The 21,050-nt window shown below is 62.0% G+C and carries 21 protein-coding genes; 13 read left to right on the top strand and 8 right to left on the bottom strand.

Features of this window, described 5'->3' with window-relative positions; translation table 11 throughout:
* Positions 1-516 (bottom strand): CGNR zinc finger domain-containing protein, encoded by a 516-nt coding sequence (locus tag GN300_RS06735; RefSeq protein WP_003940315.1) that lies wholly within the window; start codon positions 514-516, stop codon positions 1-3.
* Positions 517-836: 320 nt separating this feature from the next.
* On the opposite strand from GN300_RS06735, the gene GN300_RS06730 reads away from it, so the two are divergent.
* The 3 genes from GN300_RS06730 (at position 837) to GN300_RS06720 (ending at position 3,626) form a co-directional block, all read left to right on the top strand.
* Entirely contained in the window at positions 837-2,444 is a 1,608-nt protein-coding gene (locus GN300_RS06730; RefSeq protein ID WP_063315715.1) for an AMP-binding protein, read from the top strand.
* Between the two features lie 127 nt (positions 2,445-2,571).
* The gene (locus GN300_RS06725; RefSeq protein ID WP_003939785.1) at positions 2,572-2,856 is read left to right on the top strand and encodes a hypothetical protein; all 285 of its coding nucleotides are present in this window, start codon (positions 2,572-2,574) and stop codon (positions 2,854-2,856) included.
* Positions 2,857-2,894: 38 nt separating this feature from the next.
* Positions 2,895-3,626 carry a hypothetical protein gene (locus tag GN300_RS06720; protein WP_063315716.1) on the top strand — a complete coding sequence of 244 codons (732 nt, stop codon included), beginning with the start codon at positions 2,895-2,897 and terminating at the stop codon, positions 3,624-3,626.
* Positions 3,627-3,640: 14 nt separating this feature from the next.
* Here the strand turns inward: GN300_RS06720 and GN300_RS06715 are convergent, their stop codons facing one another.
* Together GN300_RS06715 and GN300_RS06710 are read right to left on the bottom strand one after the other, a co-directional pair.
* A complete protein-coding gene (locus GN300_RS06715; RefSeq protein WP_231915050.1) occupies positions 3,641-5,596 on the bottom strand; it encodes an AarF/ABC1/UbiB kinase family protein in 1,956 nt (651 codons plus the stop codon).
* 303 nt (positions 5,597-5,899) lie between these two features.
* Positions 5,900-6,037, bottom strand: coding sequence for a hypothetical protein (locus GN300_RS06710; protein WP_021345701.1), 138 nt, complete (start codon positions 6,035-6,037; stop codon positions 5,900-5,902).
* A gap of 1,420 nt (positions 6,038-7,457) precedes the next feature.
* On the opposite strand from GN300_RS06710, the gene GN300_RS06705 reads away from it, so the two are divergent.
* The 5 genes from GN300_RS06705 (at position 7,458) to GN300_RS06685 (ending at position 11,927) form a co-directional block, all read left to right on the top strand.
* Entirely contained in the window at positions 7,458-7,757 is a 300-nt protein-coding gene (locus GN300_RS06705) for a DUF4259 domain-containing protein (protein ID WP_228232262.1), read from the top strand.
* Positions 7,758-7,832: 75 nt separating this feature from the next.
* Positions 7,833-8,894: an FAD-binding oxidoreductase gene (locus GN300_RS06700; RefSeq protein ID WP_058037949.1), complete on the top strand. Its 1,062-nt coding sequence runs from the start codon at positions 7,833-7,835 to the stop codon at positions 8,892-8,894.
* 119 nt (positions 8,895-9,013) lie between these two features.
* On the top strand, positions 9,014-10,201 hold the full coding sequence (locus GN300_RS06695; RefSeq protein WP_063315718.1) for an ATP-binding protein: 1,188 nt from the start codon (positions 9,014-9,016) through the stop codon (positions 10,199-10,201).
* A complete protein-coding gene (locus GN300_RS06690) occupies positions 10,198-10,917 on the top strand; it encodes a M50 family metallopeptidase (protein ID WP_003940327.1) in 720 nt (239 codons plus the stop codon). The genes GN300_RS06695 and GN300_RS06690 overlap by 4 nt, the downstream gene beginning before the upstream one ends.
* A gap of 173 nt (positions 10,918-11,090) precedes the next feature.
* The gene (locus GN300_RS06685) at positions 11,091-11,927 is read left to right on the top strand and encodes an NAD(P)-dependent oxidoreductase (protein WP_063315719.1); all 837 of its coding nucleotides are present in this window, start codon (positions 11,091-11,093) and stop codon (positions 11,925-11,927) included.
* 54 nt (positions 11,928-11,981) lie between these two features.
* Here GN300_RS06685 and GN300_RS06680 read toward each other — a convergent pair whose 3' ends face one another.
* Both GN300_RS06680 and GN300_RS06675 read right to left on the bottom strand, forming a co-directional pair.
* Positions 11,982-12,989 carry an NAD(P)H-dependent glycerol-3-phosphate dehydrogenase gene (locus GN300_RS06680; RefSeq protein ID WP_003940093.1) on the bottom strand — a complete coding sequence of 336 codons (1,008 nt, stop codon included), beginning with the start codon at positions 12,987-12,989 and terminating at the stop codon, positions 11,982-11,984.
* Between the two features lie 97 nt (positions 12,990-13,086).
* Positions 13,087-13,815, bottom strand: coding sequence for a FadR/GntR family transcriptional regulator (locus GN300_RS06675; RefSeq protein WP_030536531.1), 729 nt, complete (start codon positions 13,813-13,815; stop codon positions 13,087-13,089).
* 133 nt (positions 13,816-13,948) lie between these two features.
* Between GN300_RS06675 and GN300_RS06670 the strand changes: the two genes are divergently transcribed.
* The 4 genes from GN300_RS06670 to GN300_RS06655 all read left to right on the top strand — a co-directional run bounded on the left by GN300_RS06670 (position 13,949) and on the right by GN300_RS06655 (position 17,509).
* Positions 13,949-15,337, top strand: a complete 1,389-nt coding sequence (locus GN300_RS06670; protein WP_003939838.1) for a GntP family permease — start codon at positions 13,949-13,951, stop codon at positions 15,335-15,337.
* 12 nt (positions 15,338-15,349) lie between these two features.
* Positions 15,350-15,880, top strand: coding sequence for a gluconokinase (locus tag GN300_RS06665; protein ID WP_007729978.1), 531 nt, complete (start codon positions 15,350-15,352; stop codon positions 15,878-15,880).
* Positions 15,881-15,956: 76 nt separating this feature from the next.
* The gene (locus GN300_RS06660; RefSeq protein WP_030536534.1) at positions 15,957-16,394 is read left to right on the top strand and encodes an SRPBCC family protein; all 438 of its coding nucleotides are present in this window, start codon (positions 15,957-15,959) and stop codon (positions 16,392-16,394) included.
* 143 nt (positions 16,395-16,537) lie between these two features.
* Positions 16,538-17,509 (top strand): alpha/beta hydrolase, encoded by a 972-nt coding sequence (locus tag GN300_RS06655; RefSeq protein ID WP_063315720.1) that lies wholly within the window; start codon positions 16,538-16,540, stop codon positions 17,507-17,509.
* Between the two features lie 9 nt (positions 17,510-17,518).
* On the opposite strand, the gene GN300_RS06650 is transcribed toward GN300_RS06655, so the two are convergent.
* Genes GN300_RS06650 through GN300_RS06640 form a run of 3 tightly spaced genes read right to left on the bottom strand, consistent with a single transcriptional unit; the run spans position 17,519 to position 19,792 of the window.
* On the bottom strand, positions 17,519-18,322 hold the full coding sequence (locus GN300_RS06650; protein WP_007729981.1) for a transglutaminase family protein: 804 nt from the start codon (positions 18,320-18,322) through the stop codon (positions 17,519-17,521).
* A 58-nt stretch (positions 18,323-18,380) separates the two neighbouring features.
* The gene (locus GN300_RS06645; RefSeq protein ID WP_054188431.1) at positions 18,381-18,947 is read right to left on the bottom strand and encodes an NTP transferase domain-containing protein; all 567 of its coding nucleotides are present in this window, start codon (positions 18,945-18,947) and stop codon (positions 18,381-18,383) included.
* A gap of 2 nt (positions 18,948-18,949) precedes the next feature.
* On the bottom strand, positions 18,950-19,792 hold the full coding sequence (locus tag GN300_RS06640; RefSeq protein ID WP_019745522.1) for an alpha/beta hydrolase: 843 nt from the start codon (positions 19,790-19,792) through the stop codon (positions 18,950-18,952).
* 146 nt (positions 19,793-19,938) lie between these two features.
* Between GN300_RS06640 and GN300_RS06635 the strand changes: the two genes are divergently transcribed.
* Positions 19,939-21,048, top strand: a complete 1,110-nt coding sequence (locus GN300_RS06635; protein ID WP_063315721.1) for a DUF6670 family protein — start codon at positions 19,939-19,941, stop codon at positions 21,046-21,048.
* The last annotated feature ends 2 nt before the right edge of the window (positions 21,049-21,050 follow it).

Raw genomic sequence — 21,050 nt, 5'->3', positions numbered from 1 at the left:
TCACTTGCGTGCACGATGACGCCGCACCGCGTCGCGATTCGCACACGTGGGGGAGCAGTACCGCTGATTGCCGTTGCGTGAGGTGTCCGCATAGATGTTGGTGCACTCGTCCAGGGTGCACCGACCTAATCTGTGCATTCCGCGGCCGACGAGGTGCAGCGCCGTGCCTACCGAGAAGAGGGCCTTGAGGACCTCGGCGAGCGACTGTTGCGGATCGCGGTAGTGCAGATGCCACCCGTCGTTGGCGTGGTTGGTCATGCGCGGATACGCCGACGCTTGCTCGAGCATGACGTTCACCAACTCGGCGCGGGCTGCCTCCTCCGTGACGTCGACGATTTTCGACCACTCGATCAGAAGGTCGAGGGTCTCGTCGAGGTCCTTCTCGGCGATGGGGAAATCGAGAATGATGCCTGCATCGACGCAGCGTTCGACGAGTTCGGCCAAGGTCTCGGGATTTCGATTGGCCAGGTCGGCGGCCAGCGTCACCGCATATTCGCCGTAAGGGTTGAGATGCACAATGCCATTACATCATGCTCGTCGTATGAAGAAAACAGATTTCGCGCCGATAAGTTGCATCCACCGCTGGGAGATCGAATCTCGGCATCGGACCAGCGAGGGGACGGTCACCTACCTGCGCTGCCATTGTGGGTCGTGGCAGACCTTGCTCGCCGAATGGGTGTCGGGCGGTACGGGCTCGGCCGTCGCTGCGCCGATCAAGGTCAGGTCCAGGTAATGGTCAGCTAATCGCTCCGTTTTGCCTCGGGTGACATGGAACGTGTTCTAGATTCAGGGTTGTATGCCTCGGTATCGCGGCGCAGACTCTGAAAGGGAAGACGATGCAGTTCAACCTCGCTGATGTATTCGAAACCGTCGCCAGCTCGGTGCCTGATCGCGTCGCCTTGACTTACGAGGGAGAGAACTTCTCCTACGCTGAGCTGGACGCGGAAGCCAATCGAACGGCCAACCTGCTCGCGCAAGCCGGCATCTCGCGCGGCGATCATGTAGCCCTGTTCCTGAAGAACAGCGTCGAACATGTCACGTCGATCCTCGGGTTGATCAAGATCCGTGCGGTCCCGATCAACGTGAACTACCGGTACACGCCCGCCGAGCTCGAGTACATCTTCACCAACTCCGACTCGGTCGCAGTGGTCGTGGAACTCCCCGAGCATCAGCGTGTCCTTGCTTCCCTTTTCGGTGCATGCCCGAAGGTGAAGACGGTGATCGTGATCGGCGAGGTCGAGGCCGAACTGGTCGCTGCCGCGAAAGTCCATGAAGTGTCGGTGATTTCCTTCGACGACGCTCGCGAGATGTCACCGGTAGGGGAGTTCGATTCTCGTTCGGGCGACGACGTGTACCTCCTCTACACCGGCGGGACGACCGGATACCCGAAGGGTGTCATGTGGCGTCACGACGACTTCTTCCGTAAGCCGCTCTCCGGCGGAAATCCGTACGGCGAGGAAGCTCGACAGGACCTCGCCGAGATAGCCAGCGCTGCAAAGGAATTTCCGGAACTCTCGTTCCTCATTGCCGCCCCCCTCATGCACGGCGCAGCGTTGTATTCGCTGTTCACGTTCCTCACCCTCGGCGCGCGCGTGGTACTACGACGAGAATTCGTTGCGGAGAAGGTCGTCGAAGCGATCGAGAAGGATTCGGTACAGGTGATCTTGATCGTCGGTGACGGCATGGGACTGCCGTTGGTCGACGAGATGGAACGACGCAAAGACGAGGTCGATTTCAGCACCCTGTTCTCGATCACCTCGGGTGGTGCGATCTGGTCCACCAGCGTTCGGGATCGCATGCTGGCGGTGAAGCCGGACCTGCTGTTGCGCGACAACTTCGGAGCCTCGGAGTCCGGTAACGACGGCGCCTTCTCCATCGACGAGGCGGGGAATCTGCGAATGCCGCCCTCGCCGAACATGATCCTGGTCGACGAGCGGCTCGAAGAGATCCCCGCCGGCTCCGACGACGTGGGCTACATCGCGCGTATCGGAAACGTCCCGCTCGGGTACTACAAGGACGAAGAGAAGACCGCCCGCACGTTCCCGACCCGCGCTGACGGCACCCGTCTTTCGGTGCTCGGCGACATGGGCAAGGTTGAAGCGGACGGCACGATTGTCTTCCTGGGCCGCGGCTCACAGTGCATTAACACCGGCGGCGAGAAGGTTTTCGCCGAAGAGGTCGAGGCTGCCCTTCACGCGCATCCGGCGATCTCCGACGCGCTTGTCGTCCCCGCACCCGACGCGCGCATGGGGCAGCAGGTTGCCGCGGTGATCGCGACCTATCCCGAGTCCGACGAGCTGACTCTCGAAGCGGTTCAGGAACATTGCCGTAAGACGTTGGCCGGTTACAAGGTGCCGCGCACGATCGTGCTGGTCGATGAAGTCAAGAGGACCCCGGCCGGTAAGGCGGACTACCGCTGGGCGACGACACTGGCGTCGTCCTAGCAGTGTGGAGTGGGTGGCGACAACCTTTCACACGGATTTCACCACGACATAAGAGACATACCGGAAAGATGGCGCAGAGTAAGTCGTTCGCGCCTTGCGTCGTCACTCCACGAAAGGGTCTCAGCTCATGCTCATCATCGGAATACTCCTGTTCGGGATCGTCATCGGAGCGGGAGCCCAGCTGATTCTGGGGAAAACGACCGCACGAGTGGACTGGACCTTCGCGTTCATCGCGGGAATCGGTGGTTCGCTGGTCGGCGGATTGCTCGTGAGTTTGATTGCAGGCGACGGATTATCATTGCGCCCGAGCGGCATCCTCGGGTCCCTTGCCGGCGCTGTCATCATCACCGCGGGGTGGCAGTGGTACCGCGGGAGGAACGCAACTACAACTACGCGTCCGTCTGATCGCTGATTTCCACAGTTCCGTCAGGGGACGGAGAGCGTCGACATATGACCGAACTACTCGATGAAGTCCTCACCGCACATGGCGGAGTCGAACGTTGGCAGTCTGTTTCAGCGATCACGGCACGGGGACGTTTGGGCGGTCTGCTGCCTCAGCGCTTCCCCGGCAACAAGCTGGCGAAGTTCACGGTCGAGGTTGAAGTCGCCGAGCAACGCACTGTCCTCCAAGACTTTCCGCGTGTCGGCGAGTGCGCTGTGTTCGACAAGGGCGTCGTGCGGATCGAAACTCGTGACGGCGAAGAACTCGGGAGGCGAACCGACCCACGTCCAGAGTTTTTCGGGTTGAGTGGAGTCCGGCGCAACCTCCACTGGGACGCGCTCGACACCGCTTACTTTGCCGGCTACGCCTTTTGGAACTATCTGAACGCACCGCTGCTGCTCGCCCGCGACGACATCACTGTCACCGAAGCCGAACCTTGGCAGGAATCCGGGCAGCAATGGCGACGACTACAAGCAACATTTGCGCCAGAAATCGACACCCATTGCCGGCAGCAGACCTTCTATGTCGACAACGGTGGCCTCATCCGCCGTCACGACTTCGTCGCCGAACCGGTAGGCAGCTGGGCGAAAGCTGCTCTCTACTGCGACCAGCATCGCGAGTTCGACGGTCTCACCTTTCCCACTCGACGACGTGTGCTCCCGAGAGGCCCAGGCGGCCGCGTTCCCTCGCGGCCGACGCTCCTGGCGCTCGACTTCGACGACATCGAGATCAAGCGATGAACATCAGTTACTGGTTACCGGTTGTCGAGTGTGAACAAACGGAACACGGTCCGCATGCACAGAACGACGCCGACGAAGCCCAGTACCGCACTCACGAGTGCATAGCCCGACAGCTGAGGTGTGAGTTGTGGTCCGCCAGGTACGAACAGAAGGATCGCCGCGACAATCAGCGCGGTCACCCCCGCCGCCATACCCAGGGCGTTGTTCGCCGACCGTCGTAGCCATCGCCTGTCGTCGGGGTGTGCGACCGAGCGAGTGCGAAGTGTGAAGCTTCCCGACGCGATCGAGGTCGCGATCTGATCGAGCTGACCAGGCAGGCGCCTGACCACCGCGGTTGTGACCGCCGTCGTCGACAGGATTGCCTGCGCGGCTGCAGTCGGGCTGGCGACATGGGTCAACAGTCGGGGTACTTCGGCCCGTACAGCAGCGACGAGGTCGATCTGCGGATCCAGGAGCCGCAGGGCGCGCTCCAAAGACGCGAGCGAACGGAAAGCGGCGGCGACGTCTCCCGGCACTCCGATTCGGTGTTCTCGAAGCACGGTGAACATTCGCGCGAACGATGCCATGGAAATATTGGGTTGGACACTGAGCAGGGTGATCTCTCGGCCCACCTGGTGACGTAGTGCTCCGCGATCAACTTCGGGCGGTACGTCGAATGCCATCAGCATCGCGTCGACTGTCGCCACCGGATCACCTGCGAGGGCAGCGTTGAGGAGCACGGCGAACAAGATCCGTGTCTCGCCGTCCAGAACCCCTACTGCGCCGAAGTCGAGGAGCCCGACCCGGCCGTCATCGAGGATCATGATGTTGCCGGGGTGCAGGTCCGCGTGAAACACGCCGTGGACAAAGATCCCGTCGAGCAACGACGCAAGAAGTTCGTTGGCGATGCTGCTGCGGGTGTCGCGGTCGAGGCCGGTGAGCGCCGACTCACCGTCGGAGAGCGGTGTGCCGTGAAGACGTTCCATCACGAGCACCCGTCCGCTACTGAGGTTGGGGTAGATGTGCGGAACGACGATATCCGGGCGGTTCGACATGGTGGAAGCAATCGCGCCGGTATTCGCTGCTTCGGTGCGGTAGTCGAGTTCCTCGAGCAGTGACGTGACGAGGCCCCCGGCGAGTCGGTGAACGCCGATATCGCGTGCCCAGGGAAAACGGGTCTCCGCGCGGGATGACACGCGAAGGAAGATATCGCAATCCACGCTCACTTGTGCGCTCGCCTCGGGGCGTTGAACCTTCACCACAACGTCGACGCCTTCAACGGTGCGCGCGGAATGTACCTGTGCGACAGAGGCGGCGGCGAACGGCTCCACATCGAACCATGCGAACACCGACTCTGGTGCGTCGCCGAGTTCCGATGCCAGTAGCTCCGCAATGCGGACTGGATCAGCCGGTCGTGCCGAACTTTGCAGAGACGAGAGAGTGCGAGCCAACTGGGGTGGTATGAGGTCGTCTCGCGTGCCGAGGATCTGTCCCAGCTTGACGAAAGTGACACCGCACCGGTTGATTACTTCCACCAGCGCGTCCCCGAACTGAGGCGCTGATGGCCCAGCACGGAGAGCGGGCCCGCCTCCCGCTCGCACGACGATGCCCATGATCTGGACGTATCGCTTGGTTCGTCGCCACGATTTGCGGCTGCGCTGCAATGCTTCTGGCGGTCCGGGGATGGACCCTGTTGGAAGGACAACTTCGAGGAAAACCAATGCGGCCAGGCATGCTGCGAACACCCAGAGCGCGACAACTCCGAAGAATATGAGCGCTGTTCCTACGCTCACCAGAAGTTGATCGTCCTGGCTGGCAATTCCTGCAAGTGTTGCGACGTATCCCGACAGTGGAACCCCCACCGAGAGTGCTATCACCGCGACCGCAAGGGTTCGCGGCCATCCGACTCTCGTCCCCAGCGTTCGTCGCATCACGCCCGCCAGTGCTGCTGCAAGAAATGGCGTCGTGACGATCCAGACCATCAAGTCCATTGCGATAGCGTACGGGTTCGCAATCTGCGATACATCCAGGAAAACCCCGAGCCCACCCCGACTGCCGGGTAACAAGCCCGACAGTGCCCAAGCGTCGAACATGCTTGGGCACTTCGGTGTTCATTCGCTCCGATGTCGACTCGTCCTGATCGACCGTCCAAAACTGCGTTCACTGACCATCCGCGAGGCCGAACTGCGCATCATGCTCGTCAGCGATGTCCCGGCCACCTTTCGCGAGGAGCAGTACAGCCGAAGAACAGGCTGCGATGGACGCCGAGCAGAAGTGAGACCGAGTGGACTCCTTTAAAGAATGGGGCCGCCGGTGAACAGGTTGACGAGACTCACCGCGAAGAACTGGACGATCGCTATGGCGGTGGCAAACGGGTCGCCCGCATACGTAGCTTGGTTGACCCATTCGTTGAATGCGTTGATCGAACCCATTGTGATTCCTCCTGAGTAGTGATGGCGTGACTGATTGAAACTGGTGGTGCGACACTCGACACGAGGGACGTCAGTACGGACCCAGCGCAGTTGGGCATATGAGGCCACGAAAGGTCAGTGACGAGCGCCGACAGTACGCTGCGGTTGCGGCCCTCTGTGTTTCGAATGTAGTTCCCCGACTTGGGAATACCGTGAAGGACGGGCGGATTCGGCTACGAGTATCCCGCGACAGACGACATCGTCAATATTATGATGTCGGCAACAAGCGCGACGACGGCACCAATCGGATTCTGGACAATCCACGAAATTACTTCAGTCATGTTCTCGGTCCTTCCTTAGCGTAAGACGCGTGATCGAATACTCGACCAGCTATTGCAGTACCCGGCCCCGTTCGGCGAATTAAGCCTTTGCCGAAAATGATTGGCGCAAACAGATAGATCGCACACCGGGGCGTTGAATCAACTCGCCCAATCGTTGCACCTCTATGCTCGGGGTTCGATTCGTTACCAACATCTTTCGGAGAAGGGGTGATCAGTCCCATCAGCGATCGGTACCCCGCGTGCGAAACCCTTTTCCGTAAACACCTGCCCAGCAACGTCGTAACGTCAGAAGTGGCAGTTGGCGAGGCCGACCGTCTTCTCGAGATCGTGGCGAGTTTTGCTGGGCAGATGTGACACTACCTCGCGGTCTCGCCGGATCAGTCTTCCTTTCGGACATCGATGGCTGTTCTTCGTGTGGTTGTTACACAATCGACGGAATCGCTGTTGGGGGTGGCGATGCGCAGCTATTTCCCCTGCGAATCTTCAGGAATTGCCTGCGACACCCGTGGATACGGATCCTCGATCTCCACCGAGCGCAATTCCGTGTGCCGACAAACATCGCAGTGCTTCCGACCGGATCGATGCACCCAGAACCAATCGCCGTCACGCACAAAGGGCCAGACGGTTCTGGGAAAGACCCAAGCGCTCCTGCAGTTCCCGGCGATCTGTTGCGCCAGTTCGAGTTCACACTTGATCTAACTGGTCGACGCATAGTGGTGTACCGGTAGCCAAAAGAGTCCCGCCGGTCGGTTAGTGTTGACGGTGAGATACGACGCGGAGGTGGCTGTGAGAATCTGGAACTGGTTGATGCTCAAAATTTCAGCAATCGGTGGGTCGCCGAAGTTTCGGAAGATAGTCGACAGTCCGATTTGGGCGGGCGCCAATGACCGCAAGCTCTGACTGAGCGGGCGGCAGATTCTCCAATTTGCAATTGCCGACCTGCGACTGCGAGCACGCTCACGGCCTGCTGCGACGGCAACGCGACTGTCGACCTGAATTTATCCGCAATCGATATGGGAGGGCTTGTGGGAGTCTGGGGTCCGGGAAATTTTGACAGTGACACCGTCGCGGATGGGTTGGGGGCCCTGACCGGTCGAATCGTGGACGACATCACTGCCGAGTTCGAAGACGATTCGAGTCTGGAGCCGGATGAATGGGGCGGGGAGATGGTGCCGGCGTGGCTCGAGATCCTCACCGATATTGCCCAGACGAAACGAGTCGGTGTGACGTTTCCATCGACGCAAGTGCTGATCGACTGGCGCGATCGATATCTGCGCGTGTGGGATGGCTACATTGACGAACTCGAACCGGACGAGGATCACAAGGTCGCTCGACGTGCAGTGCTCGTCCATACCTTCGAACAGGCCGTCTCCCTCGCAGCCGAGCGGGAACAAGCCTAGTCCTTCGCTAACCGCCGACGTCCTTGCATCCAAATTGAGTGGATCCACGTTGCGGCTCGCAGATATGGTCCACTGGTGGCGCATCCGAATGGTCGAAACGACAGTCCGATCCTGGTGATTGGTGCCGGCGTCGTCGGCGCGTCGATCGCGTATCACCTGGCGCGCGTTGGTCTCCGAGTCACCGTGCTGGAGCACGGCTCGGTGGCGGGAGGGGTGACCGGCAACTCCTTTGCCTGGGTCGGCCTCTCGAAGAGTGCCGCAGAAACTTACTCAGATCCGTTCCGGCAAGGCGCTGCAGTCGAAATCGACCGCCTGGAGCGCGAACTCGTCGAGCCAATCGGTTTGCGCCGCAGAGGCGCGATCACCTGGGAAGAGACGGAAGCGGAGACTCGAGCGTTCGTAGATGCTCATCGAGCACTCGGCCATCCCGTCGACCTCATCGGTAAAGAGGAAATCCTTGCTCGTGAGCCGGGATTGCGGACGGCCCCCTCGGTCGCAGCGTACGCGCCTGATGACGGTGGCGTTGACCCGGTTGCGTTCGCTCGATCGCTCCTGCGAGGTGCCGAAGAGTACGGTGCCACAGTGTATTCCGATGTCAGTGCGCTCGGGGTGCTCGCGGAGGGCATGAGAGTGTGCGGAGTAATGACTGCCGACGGTCCCGTCTACGGATCGGCCACCGTGCTCGCTGCGGGTACCGCGATTCCTGGACTCGCAGCGTCGGCGGGAGTGGACGTCGAGGTCGACGCCTCCCCGTGTTGCCTCATCAGATTCTCGACGCCCTACCCATTGGTGAACGGAATACTCTCCTCTCCGGATTTCGAGATCCGGCAATTGGACGACACGACACTGATTGCGGCTGAAGATGTTCCGGTCGGGTTCTCCGGAGATGCTCGTGAGCTTGCGGGGCCGACGCTGCGCGCGATCCGCAGTCAGCTCGAGGACGGTGACCAAGTGGAACTGATCGAGGCGGTAGTCGCTGACCGTCCCATCCCGCGTGGTGGCCGCCCGCTGCTGGGCTTCGCCGAAGGCGTGTCGGGGCTCTATCTGGCCGCGACGCATCCGGCGATCATTCTGTCCGGAGCAATTGGAGCCCACGTGGCCGGGGACTTCGCCCGAGCGTCAACCCTGGACGGTTAGACGACGACGCCGGAGCCCGGTTCGACAAGGTTCGAGCCGATATTGCGGTTCCTAGTTCTCTCTAGGACACGCGCTAGAGAGCGGGATATTCGTCTACTCGGCTTGTACCGTCGATGGGCATGGACCCCGTGCGCAATCCGTATGCCCCCGGTGCCGGTCAACGCCCGCCGGAACTCGCCGGGCGCGACAAGCAGATCGACGCCTTCGACGTCGTTCTCGAGCGAATTGCGCGTGGCCGCCCGGAACGAAGTGTTGTCCTCACCGGATTGCGTGGCGTCGGCAAGACCGTCCTGCTCAATCAGTTGCGTTCGGCCGCGATCTCCCGAAGCTGGGGGACAGGCAAGATCGAGGCGCGCCCCGATCAGGATTTACGACGCCCACTCTCGTCGGCGCTGCACATGGCAGTCCGAGAGATCGCGGTCTCCCATCGCGATCCGGAGCGGGTCGAGCAGTTCCTCGGAGTCCTCAAATCGTTTGCCCTACGCGCCACTGCAGACAAGGGAATGCGCGAGCGCTGGCAACCAGGCATCGACGCACCTGCGATCAAAGGTCGCGCGGACAGCGGCGACATCGAGATCGACCTGGTCGAGTTGCTGCTCGACGCGTCGGCGCTGGCCAGGGATGTCGGCGTCGGGATCGCAATCTTCATCGACGAGATGCAGGACCTCGGTGCCGCGGATGTCTCGGCGATCTGCGGGGCCTGCCACGAGTTGAGTCAGGACGCGGCACCGCTGATCGTCGTCGGTGCGGGGCTTCCACATCTACCTGCTGTGCTGTCGGCGTCGAAAAGCTACTCGGAGCGCCTGTTCAGCTACCACCGGATCGACCGCCTCGAGCGTGAAGCTGCAGATCAGGCACTGATCGCACCTGCCGAGCGTGAGGACGTCGAGTTCACCGAATCCGCGCTCGACGCTCTGTACGAAGCGGCTGACGGGTACCCGTACTTCGTTCAGGCCTACGGAAAGGCCACGTGGGATGTGGCGGCGTCGAGTCCGATCACGGCAGAAGACGTGCGCGTCGGCGCGCCGACGGCTGAGGAAGAACTCGCTGTCGGTTTCTTCGGATCGCGGTACGAGCGAGCAACGCCCGCGGAGCGTGAGTACATGCGCGCCATGGCCGATCTCGCCGGTGACGACGGGCCCGTCGCAACCGCGAAGATCGCCGTCGAGTTGGGGCGCAAACCGGCTTCCCTGTCGCCGGCACGCGATGGACTGATCAAGAAGGGGCTGATCTATTCGGCAGAACGTGGATCCATCGGATTCACGGTCCCGCACTTCGGCCGATACCTGCGCGGACAAGCGGAGTGAACGCGCTCGAAACCGCGTGGGATCGGGTGGCGGCGCTCAGTCCCAATCCGCCGGCCTGGGTGGTTCAACTGGCCGCGTTGATCGCCGTGATCATCGTTCTCGAACCACACCTGTGGCGGATCGCCCGCAACGTCGTCACCATCGCACACGAGGGCGCTCATCTGATCGTCGCCGTCCTGGTCGGTCGACGGTTGAAAGGTCTTCGCCTGCATTCGGATACGTCGGGTGTCGCGATTTCGTCGGGCAAACCGACCGGCTTCGGCGTCATTCTGATGACGTTCGCGGGGTACGTCGGACCGTCGATTCTCGGACTCGGCGCGGCCGGGTTGTTGGGCGCGCAGCGCGCGGTCTCGGTGCTGTGGATCGGCGTATTCGTCATCGCGGTGATGATGGTCCTGATCCGAAACCTCTACGGAGTCTTCTCACTTGCCGTGGTGGGAGCCGTGTTGTTCGGACTCGTCTGGTGGGGGACCCAGGAGCAGCAAGTGGCCGCAGCGTACTTCCTGACGCTCTTTCTCCTCTTTGCCGGACCACGCCCGGTCGTGGAACTTCAACGGCAGCGAATGCGACGAGGCGGGGCACCGGACTCGGACGCCGACCAATTGGCCAGGCTCTCACCGATACCCGCGATCGTCTGGGTCGGGTTGTTCCTGCTCGTGAACGTCGCGGTGCTCGTGCTCGGCGGATGGTGGATTCTGCGCCCGGTGGGTGGCTGACCGGATTGAGCCTTTGTCCCGTCAGGACAACGGACCAACGATTGTTGATGCTCCGCGGACGTAGTCATCGCATGAAGGCGCTCATATCGTGGAAGTCGACGAGTGGTCGTGTGGGGACTTCACGCGGCCACACCCGCAGCGACGAAGACCGTCGACGATGACAAGGATTCGTTTTGGACGACAAGAACTTCCGCGGAAGAACCGCGATCATGTCCGGGGGAAGCCGTGGCATCGGACTTGCCATCGCCCGTGCGATAGCGCGCCGCGGCGGAAACATCGTGTTGCTCGCCAAGACCGATACGCCGGATCCCAGGCTGCCCGGAACTATCCACACGGCTGTGGACGAGTTGAACGATCTCGAGGGTCATGCCGTTCCGGTCGTCGGCGACGTGAGGAACGACGACGACATCGCGCGGGCCGTGGCTGCAGCGGTGGAGCACTTCGGTGGCATCGACATCGTGGTCAACAACGCGAGCGTCCTCGACATCTCGAAAACCGAAGATCTCGCGATGAAGCGATTCGATCTGATGCAGCAGGTCAACGTCCGTGGCACCTTCGCGCTCACCCGCGCGTGCCTTCCGTACCTTCGGGTTTCGGCTAACGCGCACGTATTGACGCTGTCGCCACCGCTCAACTTTTCGCCGCACTGGTTGGGTGCTTATCCGGGCTACATGCTGGCCAAATACGGAATGACATTGGCTGCCTTGGGCATCGCCGCAGAGTATTCAGGTGCACCGATTTCGAGTAATTGCCTGTGGCCGGAGACCATGATCGCCACGGCCGCTGTCGGAAACCTGCTCGGGGGAGACGACAGTATCGAGCACTCGCGTTCACCCGAGATCATGGCCGATGCGGCTGTCGAGATTCTCGGGCGTCCCGCCGGCACGGATACCGGTCGTACAGTGCTCGACGTCGAGATCTTGCGCGAGGCGGGGATCTCGGATTTCTCGCAGTACGGCGGTCAGTCACCGTTGGCGATCGACATCTTCGTCGACGCTCCAATTCCGTGATCTCGGGCGATCTACAGGTATCTAGCCAAATCGCTAGATACCTGTAGATCTTCCTCACGCCACTTCGTGCTCGCCGCCCGGGGCAACCTTCTGAAGTCCGCGATATGCGTCGCTGGCACTTTGGCGACCACCGATGACGGCCTCGACCTCCGCGGCAATCGGCATGTCGACGCCGTATTCACGGGCCAGATCCATGACAGTGGGGGCGGTCTTGACGCCCTCGGCGACCTGACCGAGCTTGGCGACCGCCTCCTCGACGGTCAATCCCTGCGCCAGAGCTTCGCCGACGCGACGGTTCCGAGAAGTCGGAGCCATGCAGGTGGCAATCAGATCGCCGACGCCCGTCAAGCCGGCAAAGGTGCGTGGGTTGGCGCCCATTGCTTCACCGAGTCGGGTCATCTCGGCGAGACCACGTGCGAGCACCATCGCACGAGTGTTGTCACCGACTCCCAGACCGTCGGCCATGCCCGAGGCGATGGCAACGATGTTCTTGAGGATGCCGCCGAGTTCGCAGCCGAGCACGTCGGTGTTGCGGTAGACGCGGAAGACCGACGACGCGAACAGGGGTTGCAGCGCGGCGGCGACGCGATCGTCCTGGGTCGCCACGACCGATGCCGCGGCCATGCCGTCGACGATCTCCTTGGCGATGTTGGGGCCCGCGAGCAATCCGACGGGATGGCCGGGCAGGCACTCGGCGATCACTTCGGTGGGACGCTGCCGGGTGCCGGGCTCGAGGCCCTTGGACAGTGACAACACCGGGACCCACGCCCGAACCTCGTTGGCGATCTCGGCGAGGGTGGAGCGAACGGCGTGCGATGGCACCCCGCACACGAGTACGTCCGCTTCTCGGGCGGCTTCGACCAGATCCGAGGTTGCCTTGAGCCCCTTGGGAAGTTTGCGCTCACCAAGGTATTTGGAGTTGGTCCGTTGCGAATTGATCTCGTCGGCTGCTTCGGAATTGCGTGCCCACAACAGGGTCGGGGTGTTGCGGGCAGCGAGGCCGGCCACCGTGGTTCCCCACGATCCGGCACCGAGGACGACGACGCGTACCGGGCGGGCCATCAGAGTGCGCTGTTCTGGGTAGCGAGTGCTGTCATGGCGCCAAGCGTTCCACTTGCGGAGCAGTTGCGGGCCAATTCCGCCGAGTCTGTGGCTCGACTTACAGATGAGGCGGCGGTTCGGGGCTTTCGCGCATTGTTTCGACCGCTTCTGCGGATTCCGCGACGATCGAGCGCATGGCGGCTTCCGCGGCGTCGGCGTCCCCGGCCTGAATAGCAGATGCGACCACTCCGTGCAGGTGAATCGCTTCGGGGTCGGCCTCGTGGGGCATCAACGAGTGGCGGGTGCGGCCTTCGAGTATCTCGACGACGATCTGCGACATCGCCCGCAGCATCGGGTTACCGGAGGCGGCGAGCAGGGTGCGGTGGAAGTCGGAGTCATGGCCGAGATAGGCGCCGGTATCGGCAGCGCGAGAGGTAGCTGACATGCCGATGACGGCTGCAGTGAGAGCGCCGCACTGCTCAGGTGTGGCGCGAGTTGCGGCGAGTCGCGCAGCCAGAGGTTCGATGCCGGAACGGAGTTCACTGAGGATCGAAAGTTGCTCGAACCGATCAGGACCGGCCAGTTGCCAGCGGATGACGTTGGGGTCGAGCGAGTTCCAGTGTTCGGAGCCCAGGATGGTGATTCCGACGCGTCGACGAACCGAGGCGAGTCCGAGGGATTCGAGAACGCGGACAACTTCGCGGATGACGGTTCGCGACACGTCGTATCGCGTTGCCACCTCGTCGGCGGAGATCGTGGTTCCCGGAGCGAGCACACCACCGACTATGTCTTGGCCGAGCTGTTCCAGCATCGAGTCGTGTAACTGCTGAAACGGGACAGAAGGCATACGTAGATCGTCCCATGCGTATGGAGTAAGCCCGGTGGAAGCCGAATAAATACTACAAATTAGTGTCTGCTCTTGAAATTGTAGGTTAATTAAGGAACAGTGACCTCAATCACTCATCGGACTGGGAGTCCCTATGAACACCACAGCATTGCTGGCGGCCGAGGTCGTCCCCGCTGGTAGCGACGCACGATTGATCATCGCTGCAGTCGCCGGCGTCGCGGTCATCATCGCGTTGATCACCTGGCTGGACCTGCATCCCTTCCTCGCGCTGTCCATCGGCGCGGTGGGCGTCGGTCTGGCGGCCGGCCTCGGATCGGCCGAGTCGGTCGCGGCATTCGCGACAGGCTTCGGGTCGACAATGGGAAGCGTTGGAATCCTGATCGGTTTCGGCGCGATGTTCGGCAAACTCCTCGCCGATTCCGGCGGTGCCGACCGAGTGGTCGACACGCTGGTCGGCCGTTCCAGCACCAAGGCGCTTCCGTGGACCATGGCTCTGGTCGGCGCAGTGATCGGTCTGCCGATGTTCTTCGAAATCGGTCTCGTCCTGTTGATGCCGGTCATCATCCTCGTCGCGCGGCGTTCCGGCTTGTCCCTGATGCGCATCGCGATCCCCACCCTCGCCGGCCTCTCGGCCATGCACGGGTTGGTTCCCCCGCACCCCGGGCCGCTGGTTGCAGTCTCGGCTTTGAACGCAAACCTCGGCCTCACCCTCGCACTCGGTGTCCTCGTCGCGATCCCCACTGTTGTTCTCGCCGGACCGGTCTTCAGTAAGTACGCCGCGCGGTGGGTCGACGTGAAGGTCCCGGATCTTTTTGTCACAGGCGAAGATCGAGGCGAGGAAGAGAAGAAGCAGCGTCCCTCGTTCGCGGCTACTCTCGCAGCGATCCTCCTCCCGGTTGTTCTCATGCTGGGCAAAGCATTTGCAGACGTGATCGCACCCGATTCCGAGGCACTCCCCAAGTCCGTCCTCGACTTCCTCGGAACACCCGTTGTGGCTTTGGGTCTCGCGGTTCTGGTCGGTATGGTGCTGCTGGGTCGCGGCGGCGGAATGGACCGCAAGGCCATCTCGAAGTCACTCGAGAGTTCCCTACCTCCCATCGCAGGCATCTTGTTGATCGTCGGCGCCGGTGGCGGTTTCAAGCAGGTCCTGATCGACACCGGTATCGCCGGAGTGATCGCCGACGCGATCAAGGGCAGCAGCCTCCCCGTGCTGTTCCTGGCCTGGCTGGTAGCGGTATTGATCCGCGTCGCAACAGGTTCGGCAACGGTGGCAACGGTGACGGCGTCGGGCATCCTCGCTCCGGTTGCGGCAGACCTCTCGTCCGCACATGTCTCGCTGATGGTCTTGGCGATCGGTGCGGGCTCGCTCTTCCTCTCGCACGTCAACGACGCCGGATTCTGGTTGGTGAAGGAGTATCTGGGCGTCAGCGTGGTACAGAACCTCAAGACCTGGACCGTGATGGAATGCATCATCTCGGTATCGGGCCTGGCCGGAGTGCTCGTGTTGAGCGCATTCATCTAGGTAGGCGAGCACATGAACAGCGAAGCGGCACAGCAGAAGCAGTATCCCGTGCTCGTCCTGATGGGTGTCTCGGGTTCGGGAAAGTCGACGGTCGGCGGCATGCTCGCCGGAGCGATGGGTTGGGACCTTCAAGAAGGCGACGATCTCCACCCGCAGGCGAACATCGACAAGATGGCGACCGGGCATCCGTTGAACGACCAAGACCGCTGGCCCTGGCTCGACAAGATCGCCGTCTGGATCAAGAGCCATACCGACGCCGGTCAGCCGGGCATCGTCACGTGTTCGGCACTCAAGCGCAGCTACCGCGACGTGCTTCGCGGTGAGCACGTCGTGTTCGTGCACCTCGCCGGTTCGCGGGATCAGATCGGCCAGCGATTGACCGCTCGCCTCGATCACTACATGCCCGCCTCGCTGCTCGACTCCCAGATCTCGACACTCGAGGCCGTCGACCCGGACGAACAGGCCATCGTCGTCGACGTGGGCGGGAGTCCCGCCAAGATCGCGGAGGAGATCCTGCGACGCGTGGAGACATTCGAATACTGAGCAAGCCCGGCGTGTAAGCACCCGAGGTTCGGGTTACGGTGCTTGGGTGACTGCTGCTGCGCAGACGGACTGAACCGTGACCGACTTCGACTTCCACAGCGTCTGGACGCTTCCTGCCTCTGCTGACCGCGTCTACGAGGTTCTCGCGGATGCCGAACGGTATTCGCAGTGGTGGCCTCAGATACGCCGAGTCTGGACGATCGACGAGCATTCAGGCTCCATGTCCATCCGCAGCGCTGTCCCTCTGACGCTGCTGGTCTTCGGGCGACGCGAGGTGGAAGACTCAGTTGACCGCTTTCTGAAAGTGCGTCTCACCGGCGCAATGACCGGGTGGAGTAGCTGGGCGGTGCGCCCCGCTGGATCTGGTTGCACAGCCGAATTTCGGCAACAGGTAGCGGTGTCCGGAGCGCTTGGTCTGGCCGCGAAGGTCGCGAAGCCGCTGTTCGAGTGGAATCATGAAGCGATGATGCGTGGAGGGCACCGCGGACTGTGCGCATATCTCTCCCGGCCGTGATCGCGACCAGAACTTGCACACGCTCGAGCAATTGATCCATACCCGTCGTGTCATTTTGACGCAGCGTCAGTTATCGTTCACATCAGCAGCCGACAAGTATGTGTAACTCAAATGCACAAAACGGCTTGACCTGGGAGGACGCTATGCGGACGCGAGATTCGACGGTATGGCATTGGAACGTGAGTCCGCGAGCGCGGGTCACCTTCTGCCTGACCAGGACGTTCGTGAAGCCGATGTTCACCCTCTGGCCGACCACCGAACGTGGTATCCGCCAACTCGAGCGACTCGACGCGATGGCGGACAAACTGCCGAAGCCGAAGAACCTCGATATCGAGCCTTTCACGCTGGGTGGTGTGCCCAGCGAGAAGGTGCAGCATCCACGCAAAGCGCAGGGCGAGTTGGCCGGCGCCACGATCCTCTACTTCCATGGAGGGGGATTCGTCTTCTGCGGTCTGGCAACGCACCGGGCACTGTGCGGTTTGCTCTCTGCGAAGGCCGGAGTACCGGTGATCTCCGTGCGCTACCGCCAGCTGCCGGAAGGTTCCATCGGCACCTCCGTCAAGGACGCAATGGCCGCGTACACCGCGTTGCTCGAGACAGCCGAAGACCCGAACAAGATTGTGGTTGCCGGTGACTCGGCGGGCGGATACCTGGCCATGAAGGTCGCCGAAATTGCCGCACTGCGCGGAATCACGCGGCCCGCTGCCGTGGTGGGATATTCCCCTCTTCTCAACGTGAACCTCGAGGACCATGATCCCGATTTCATGAAACGTGATGCCTACCTACCGATGTCACAGGTGGAAAAGCTCAAGGACCGGTGGCTCGAGGGGCCGGACGAGATTCCTGGTGCGCAGTCGCCGATCAACGCCGACGCCAGTCTGATTCCGCCGTCGTTCCTGGTGTCCGCCGAATACGAACTGATGCGTCCGGACGTCGAGATCATGACCGAAAACTTGATCAAGGCAGGACAAGCCGTCGAAACGCACATCTGGAGTGGGCAGATCCATGCTTTCCCGGTGATCGGGAAAGCTCTTCGGGAGGGTAAGGCGATCGTCGATCTCACGATCAAGTTCCTCGAGCGAACGATGGCCTCGCAGAACCAGATCAGCGCCTGACGCTGCTTTTCAGCCGATCGATGTGAGTGTTGCGTAGTCGTCGTTGTCGAGAACGCCGTCGACGACTGCGCGAACTTCCGAGGCATGCAACGTGATCGATCCGCCGTGATTGTCGAGGAAGGCTGTGTCTGCGGCATCTCGGCCGGTCGAGATGCGCACAAGATTGCTGCGCGGCGCCAACTGCGTTGCATCGACCACGCGCCAGACGTGGTCGATATTGGCTTCGACTACGGCGTGAAAATCCATCGGATCGCAGCCCGGCGCGTAGACGGCCACCAGTCGAGCGGGAATCCCCACGGCGCGCAGCAGTGAGATGGTCAGGTGCGAGTAGTCGCGGCACACTCCGGCGCCGGCGAGCAAGGTGTCTACCGCACTGTCGGTGCCGCGACTGGTGCCGGGAACATAACTCAAATGTGTACTCACCCAGCGAGTGACTTCGAGGAGGAGTTCGGCCGGGGGAGTGGCGAGATCGAATTGCCCGGCGACAAAACCGAAGAACTTGTCGGCCTCGGCATACCGGCTGGGGCGCAGATATTTCGACACGTCGTAGTCGCTGACCGACAACGGTTCTGCGCGGCCGATGACGGTTGCGTCGTAGCTGACAATCAGTTTGCCTGGGGCACAGTCGAGTAGGTGGATCCGGGTACCGTGTTCGGCGGTGATCTCGCGGGGTTCGAGCGGATTGCCGTCATGGACGAACGACATCGTTTCCAGCAGTTCGACACCCGGCGCGCGCGTCACCGCGATCTTGAACTCCAGGTTGGTCGCCTCGTCGATCTCGATGTCGAGCAGGGCGGCGACGGTACGTTTCATCGGGCCATCTTTACACCGAATACGGACACCCACCACCTGGGAGGATTGTGACGTGCGATCAGGCTTCGGGATAGTCGACGTCGACGCCGCTGCTGAGGTCGCTGCACTCCACCAACTCGACCCCGTGTTCGCGTAGGTAGGTGTTGGCGCCGCCGTCCCCGGTGAGTGACTTTGCAAGCGTCGGCCAGTGGTCGCGTCCGATCAGGACGGGATGGCCGGGACGGCCGTGAAAGACAGCTCTTCGCAGTATGTTTCGTGATGGGGAGCTGTGACCCACGATCCGCGTCACGGTGTCGGCGTTGAGGTCCGGGACGTCGACCAGAGAGATCGCTGCCGCATCTGCGTCGTCGATTCGCATGGCGGCCTCGAGTCCGCAGCGCAGTGACGCGCTCATTCCGTGTTGCCAATCCGATATCACCACAATGACATCGGTGGTGCGCAGTAGTTCGAGGGCGTCCTCTGCCTGCGCGCCGAGGACCACGATGACCGGTGAGAGGCCTGCGGACTGCAGTGTCGTCACCCCGTGGTGGAGCCAAGACTGACCCTCGGTGTTTGTGACGAGCGCTTTGGGTTTGCCCATGCGGGATCCGGCCCCGGCCGCCAGCAGGATCCCGCACGTAGACATGACTATGCTCCGGTGACCCGCGGACGCAGCCACTCGATCAGATCGTTCAGAACTTCTTCCTGCTCAGGCTCGTTGAAGATCTCGTGGTACAGGCCGTCGTACACCTTCAAGGTGACATCCGAAGAGCCGGCCAGATCTGCGACGAGCTTGCTGCCGGCCGGGTCCGTCAAACGGTCGTCCGAGCCGTGTTGAAGCAGTACGGGAATGGTGAGCGAGGGCAGCCGCGCCGGGAAGCCTTCCGCGGCGGTGATCATGCCGCGCGCGATGCCGGCGGGAACCTTGCCGTGGTGAACCAGCGGGTCGGCGTTGTACTTGTCGACGACCTTCTGATCACGCGATACGGCAGCAGCTTCCAGGTTCTCGACGGGCACGTCCGGGAGGTATTTGCCGACGATCTTGCCCAACTGCATCACGATCTTCGGAGTGCCGGTTGCGATGATCACCGCAGGTCCGGACAGGGCGAGGGCTTTGAGATCGGCCTGATGGTCGAGGGCGTAGGAAAGGGCGATCGCGCCGCCCATGCTGTGCCCGAGCAGGAACTTGTCCTTGCCGGGATGTGCCGCCGTCACGATCGAGAACAACGTGTGGACGTCGTCGGTGAAGTCGGAGAATTCCTTGAGGTGAACGCGCTTGCCGCCAGAGCGTCCGTGCCCGCGATGGTCGGGTGCGTACACGATGAGCCCGAGTTCCCCGAGTCGCGCAGCCACGTGGTCGTAGCGCCTCGCATGTTCGCCGAGTCCGTGGCACAGGACGAGAACCCCGGTGGGTTCGCGGTCCGGTGTCCACACGTCGTAGACGATCTTGGTGCCGGCCACTCCGGTGAACGACGACTCTTCGTGCTGCATTGTTGCGCCCTCTCTGCGACCGGTTCCGGTACGCGGATTCTCACATGCTATTCGCCGCGTGCGCAGGGCGCGGGTGTTCAGGGTGTGAGGTCGTCGAGGAAAATTCGACACTTGTTTGTTACGTCTGGTTACATTAACTTAGGGGCGTGACCGGACAAACCGTTGATCGTTCCGACCCTGTTCCCGCCACCCGCTCGCGCCGATTGTGGCGACCCGCGGTTCGGGCCTTGCTGGACGCCGCGCTACCGCTGATCGACAAGCGAATGGCGGAATCGGTACGCCCGTTCGATCGGCCCGACATGATGCGTCCGCACCTGGCTTCGCGGAAGTTCGCGTGGACGCACTACGGGATCTTCGTTCCCCGGCTGCCAGGGCCTCTCCGTTACCTCAACACCATGACGTTGATCGGTGCAACCGGGACGGTGGTGTTCGACAACGACTATCTCGCTGCACCAGACGCGCGAAACACCGCAACCGTGCTGAGTTCCACCGCAGCGCCGGGCCATCACTTCTACCGGGCGTACGACGCTGCCGATGAGTGTGCATTCGAAGAAGATGGTTCGCGAATCGCCTTCGGTGACAACCTGATCATCGAGAACAGCTATCCGAACTTCCGAGTCACCGGGCGATACGACTCATTCGACGTCGATCTCGAGATCGTGGCAACGGACCAAGCGTCGTGGTTCGTGCGTAATCCCGTCTACGACCACGTCAGTCTGCTGGCACAGTGCTCCGGAACAATTGCGAGTCCGGATGGACCGATGAGTATTTCGGCTCCGTGCACCGTCGAGTACGCGCGGTGCATGACACCGCAATCGTTGACTCGCCGCGCGCTTCCCGAGTCGTGGAAGCTCCCGGCCGACTTTTTCACCTACCAGATCGTTCAACTGGACGACCGGCATCAGTTGTTGCTCACCGATGTTCGAGCGTCAGGGGTTTCGGCGTGCAAGCTCGCCTACATTCGGACTGTCGACGGTAGTGCGAAGGTCTTCGACGACGTCGAGTTCGACGTGCTCGAGTACGCCGACGCATTGCACGTCGACCCACAGGGTCGCGAGATGCGTGTGCCGCGCGTACTGCGTTGGCAGGTGCGCGATTACGGTAGGACGGTCGTGGAGTTCGAGGCGGAGATCGACTCGGAGTGGCGCTACGGTCACGGCAAGGGATACGTCGGCGCGTACACCTACCGGGGAAGCTTCGACGGTGCGTCGATCAACGGTACCGGTTACATCGAATGGGTGGACTGCGAAGTGTAAGG

This window comes from Rhodococcus sp. Ni2 (assembly GCF_021352185.1).
Classification (GTDB): Bacteria; Actinomycetota; Actinomycetes; order Mycobacteriales; family Mycobacteriaceae; genus Rhodococcus_F; species Rhodococcus_F qingshengii.
The sequence above is the reverse complement of the archived record's forward strand: the minus strand, read 5'-3'. Positions and strand labels throughout refer to the sequence as shown.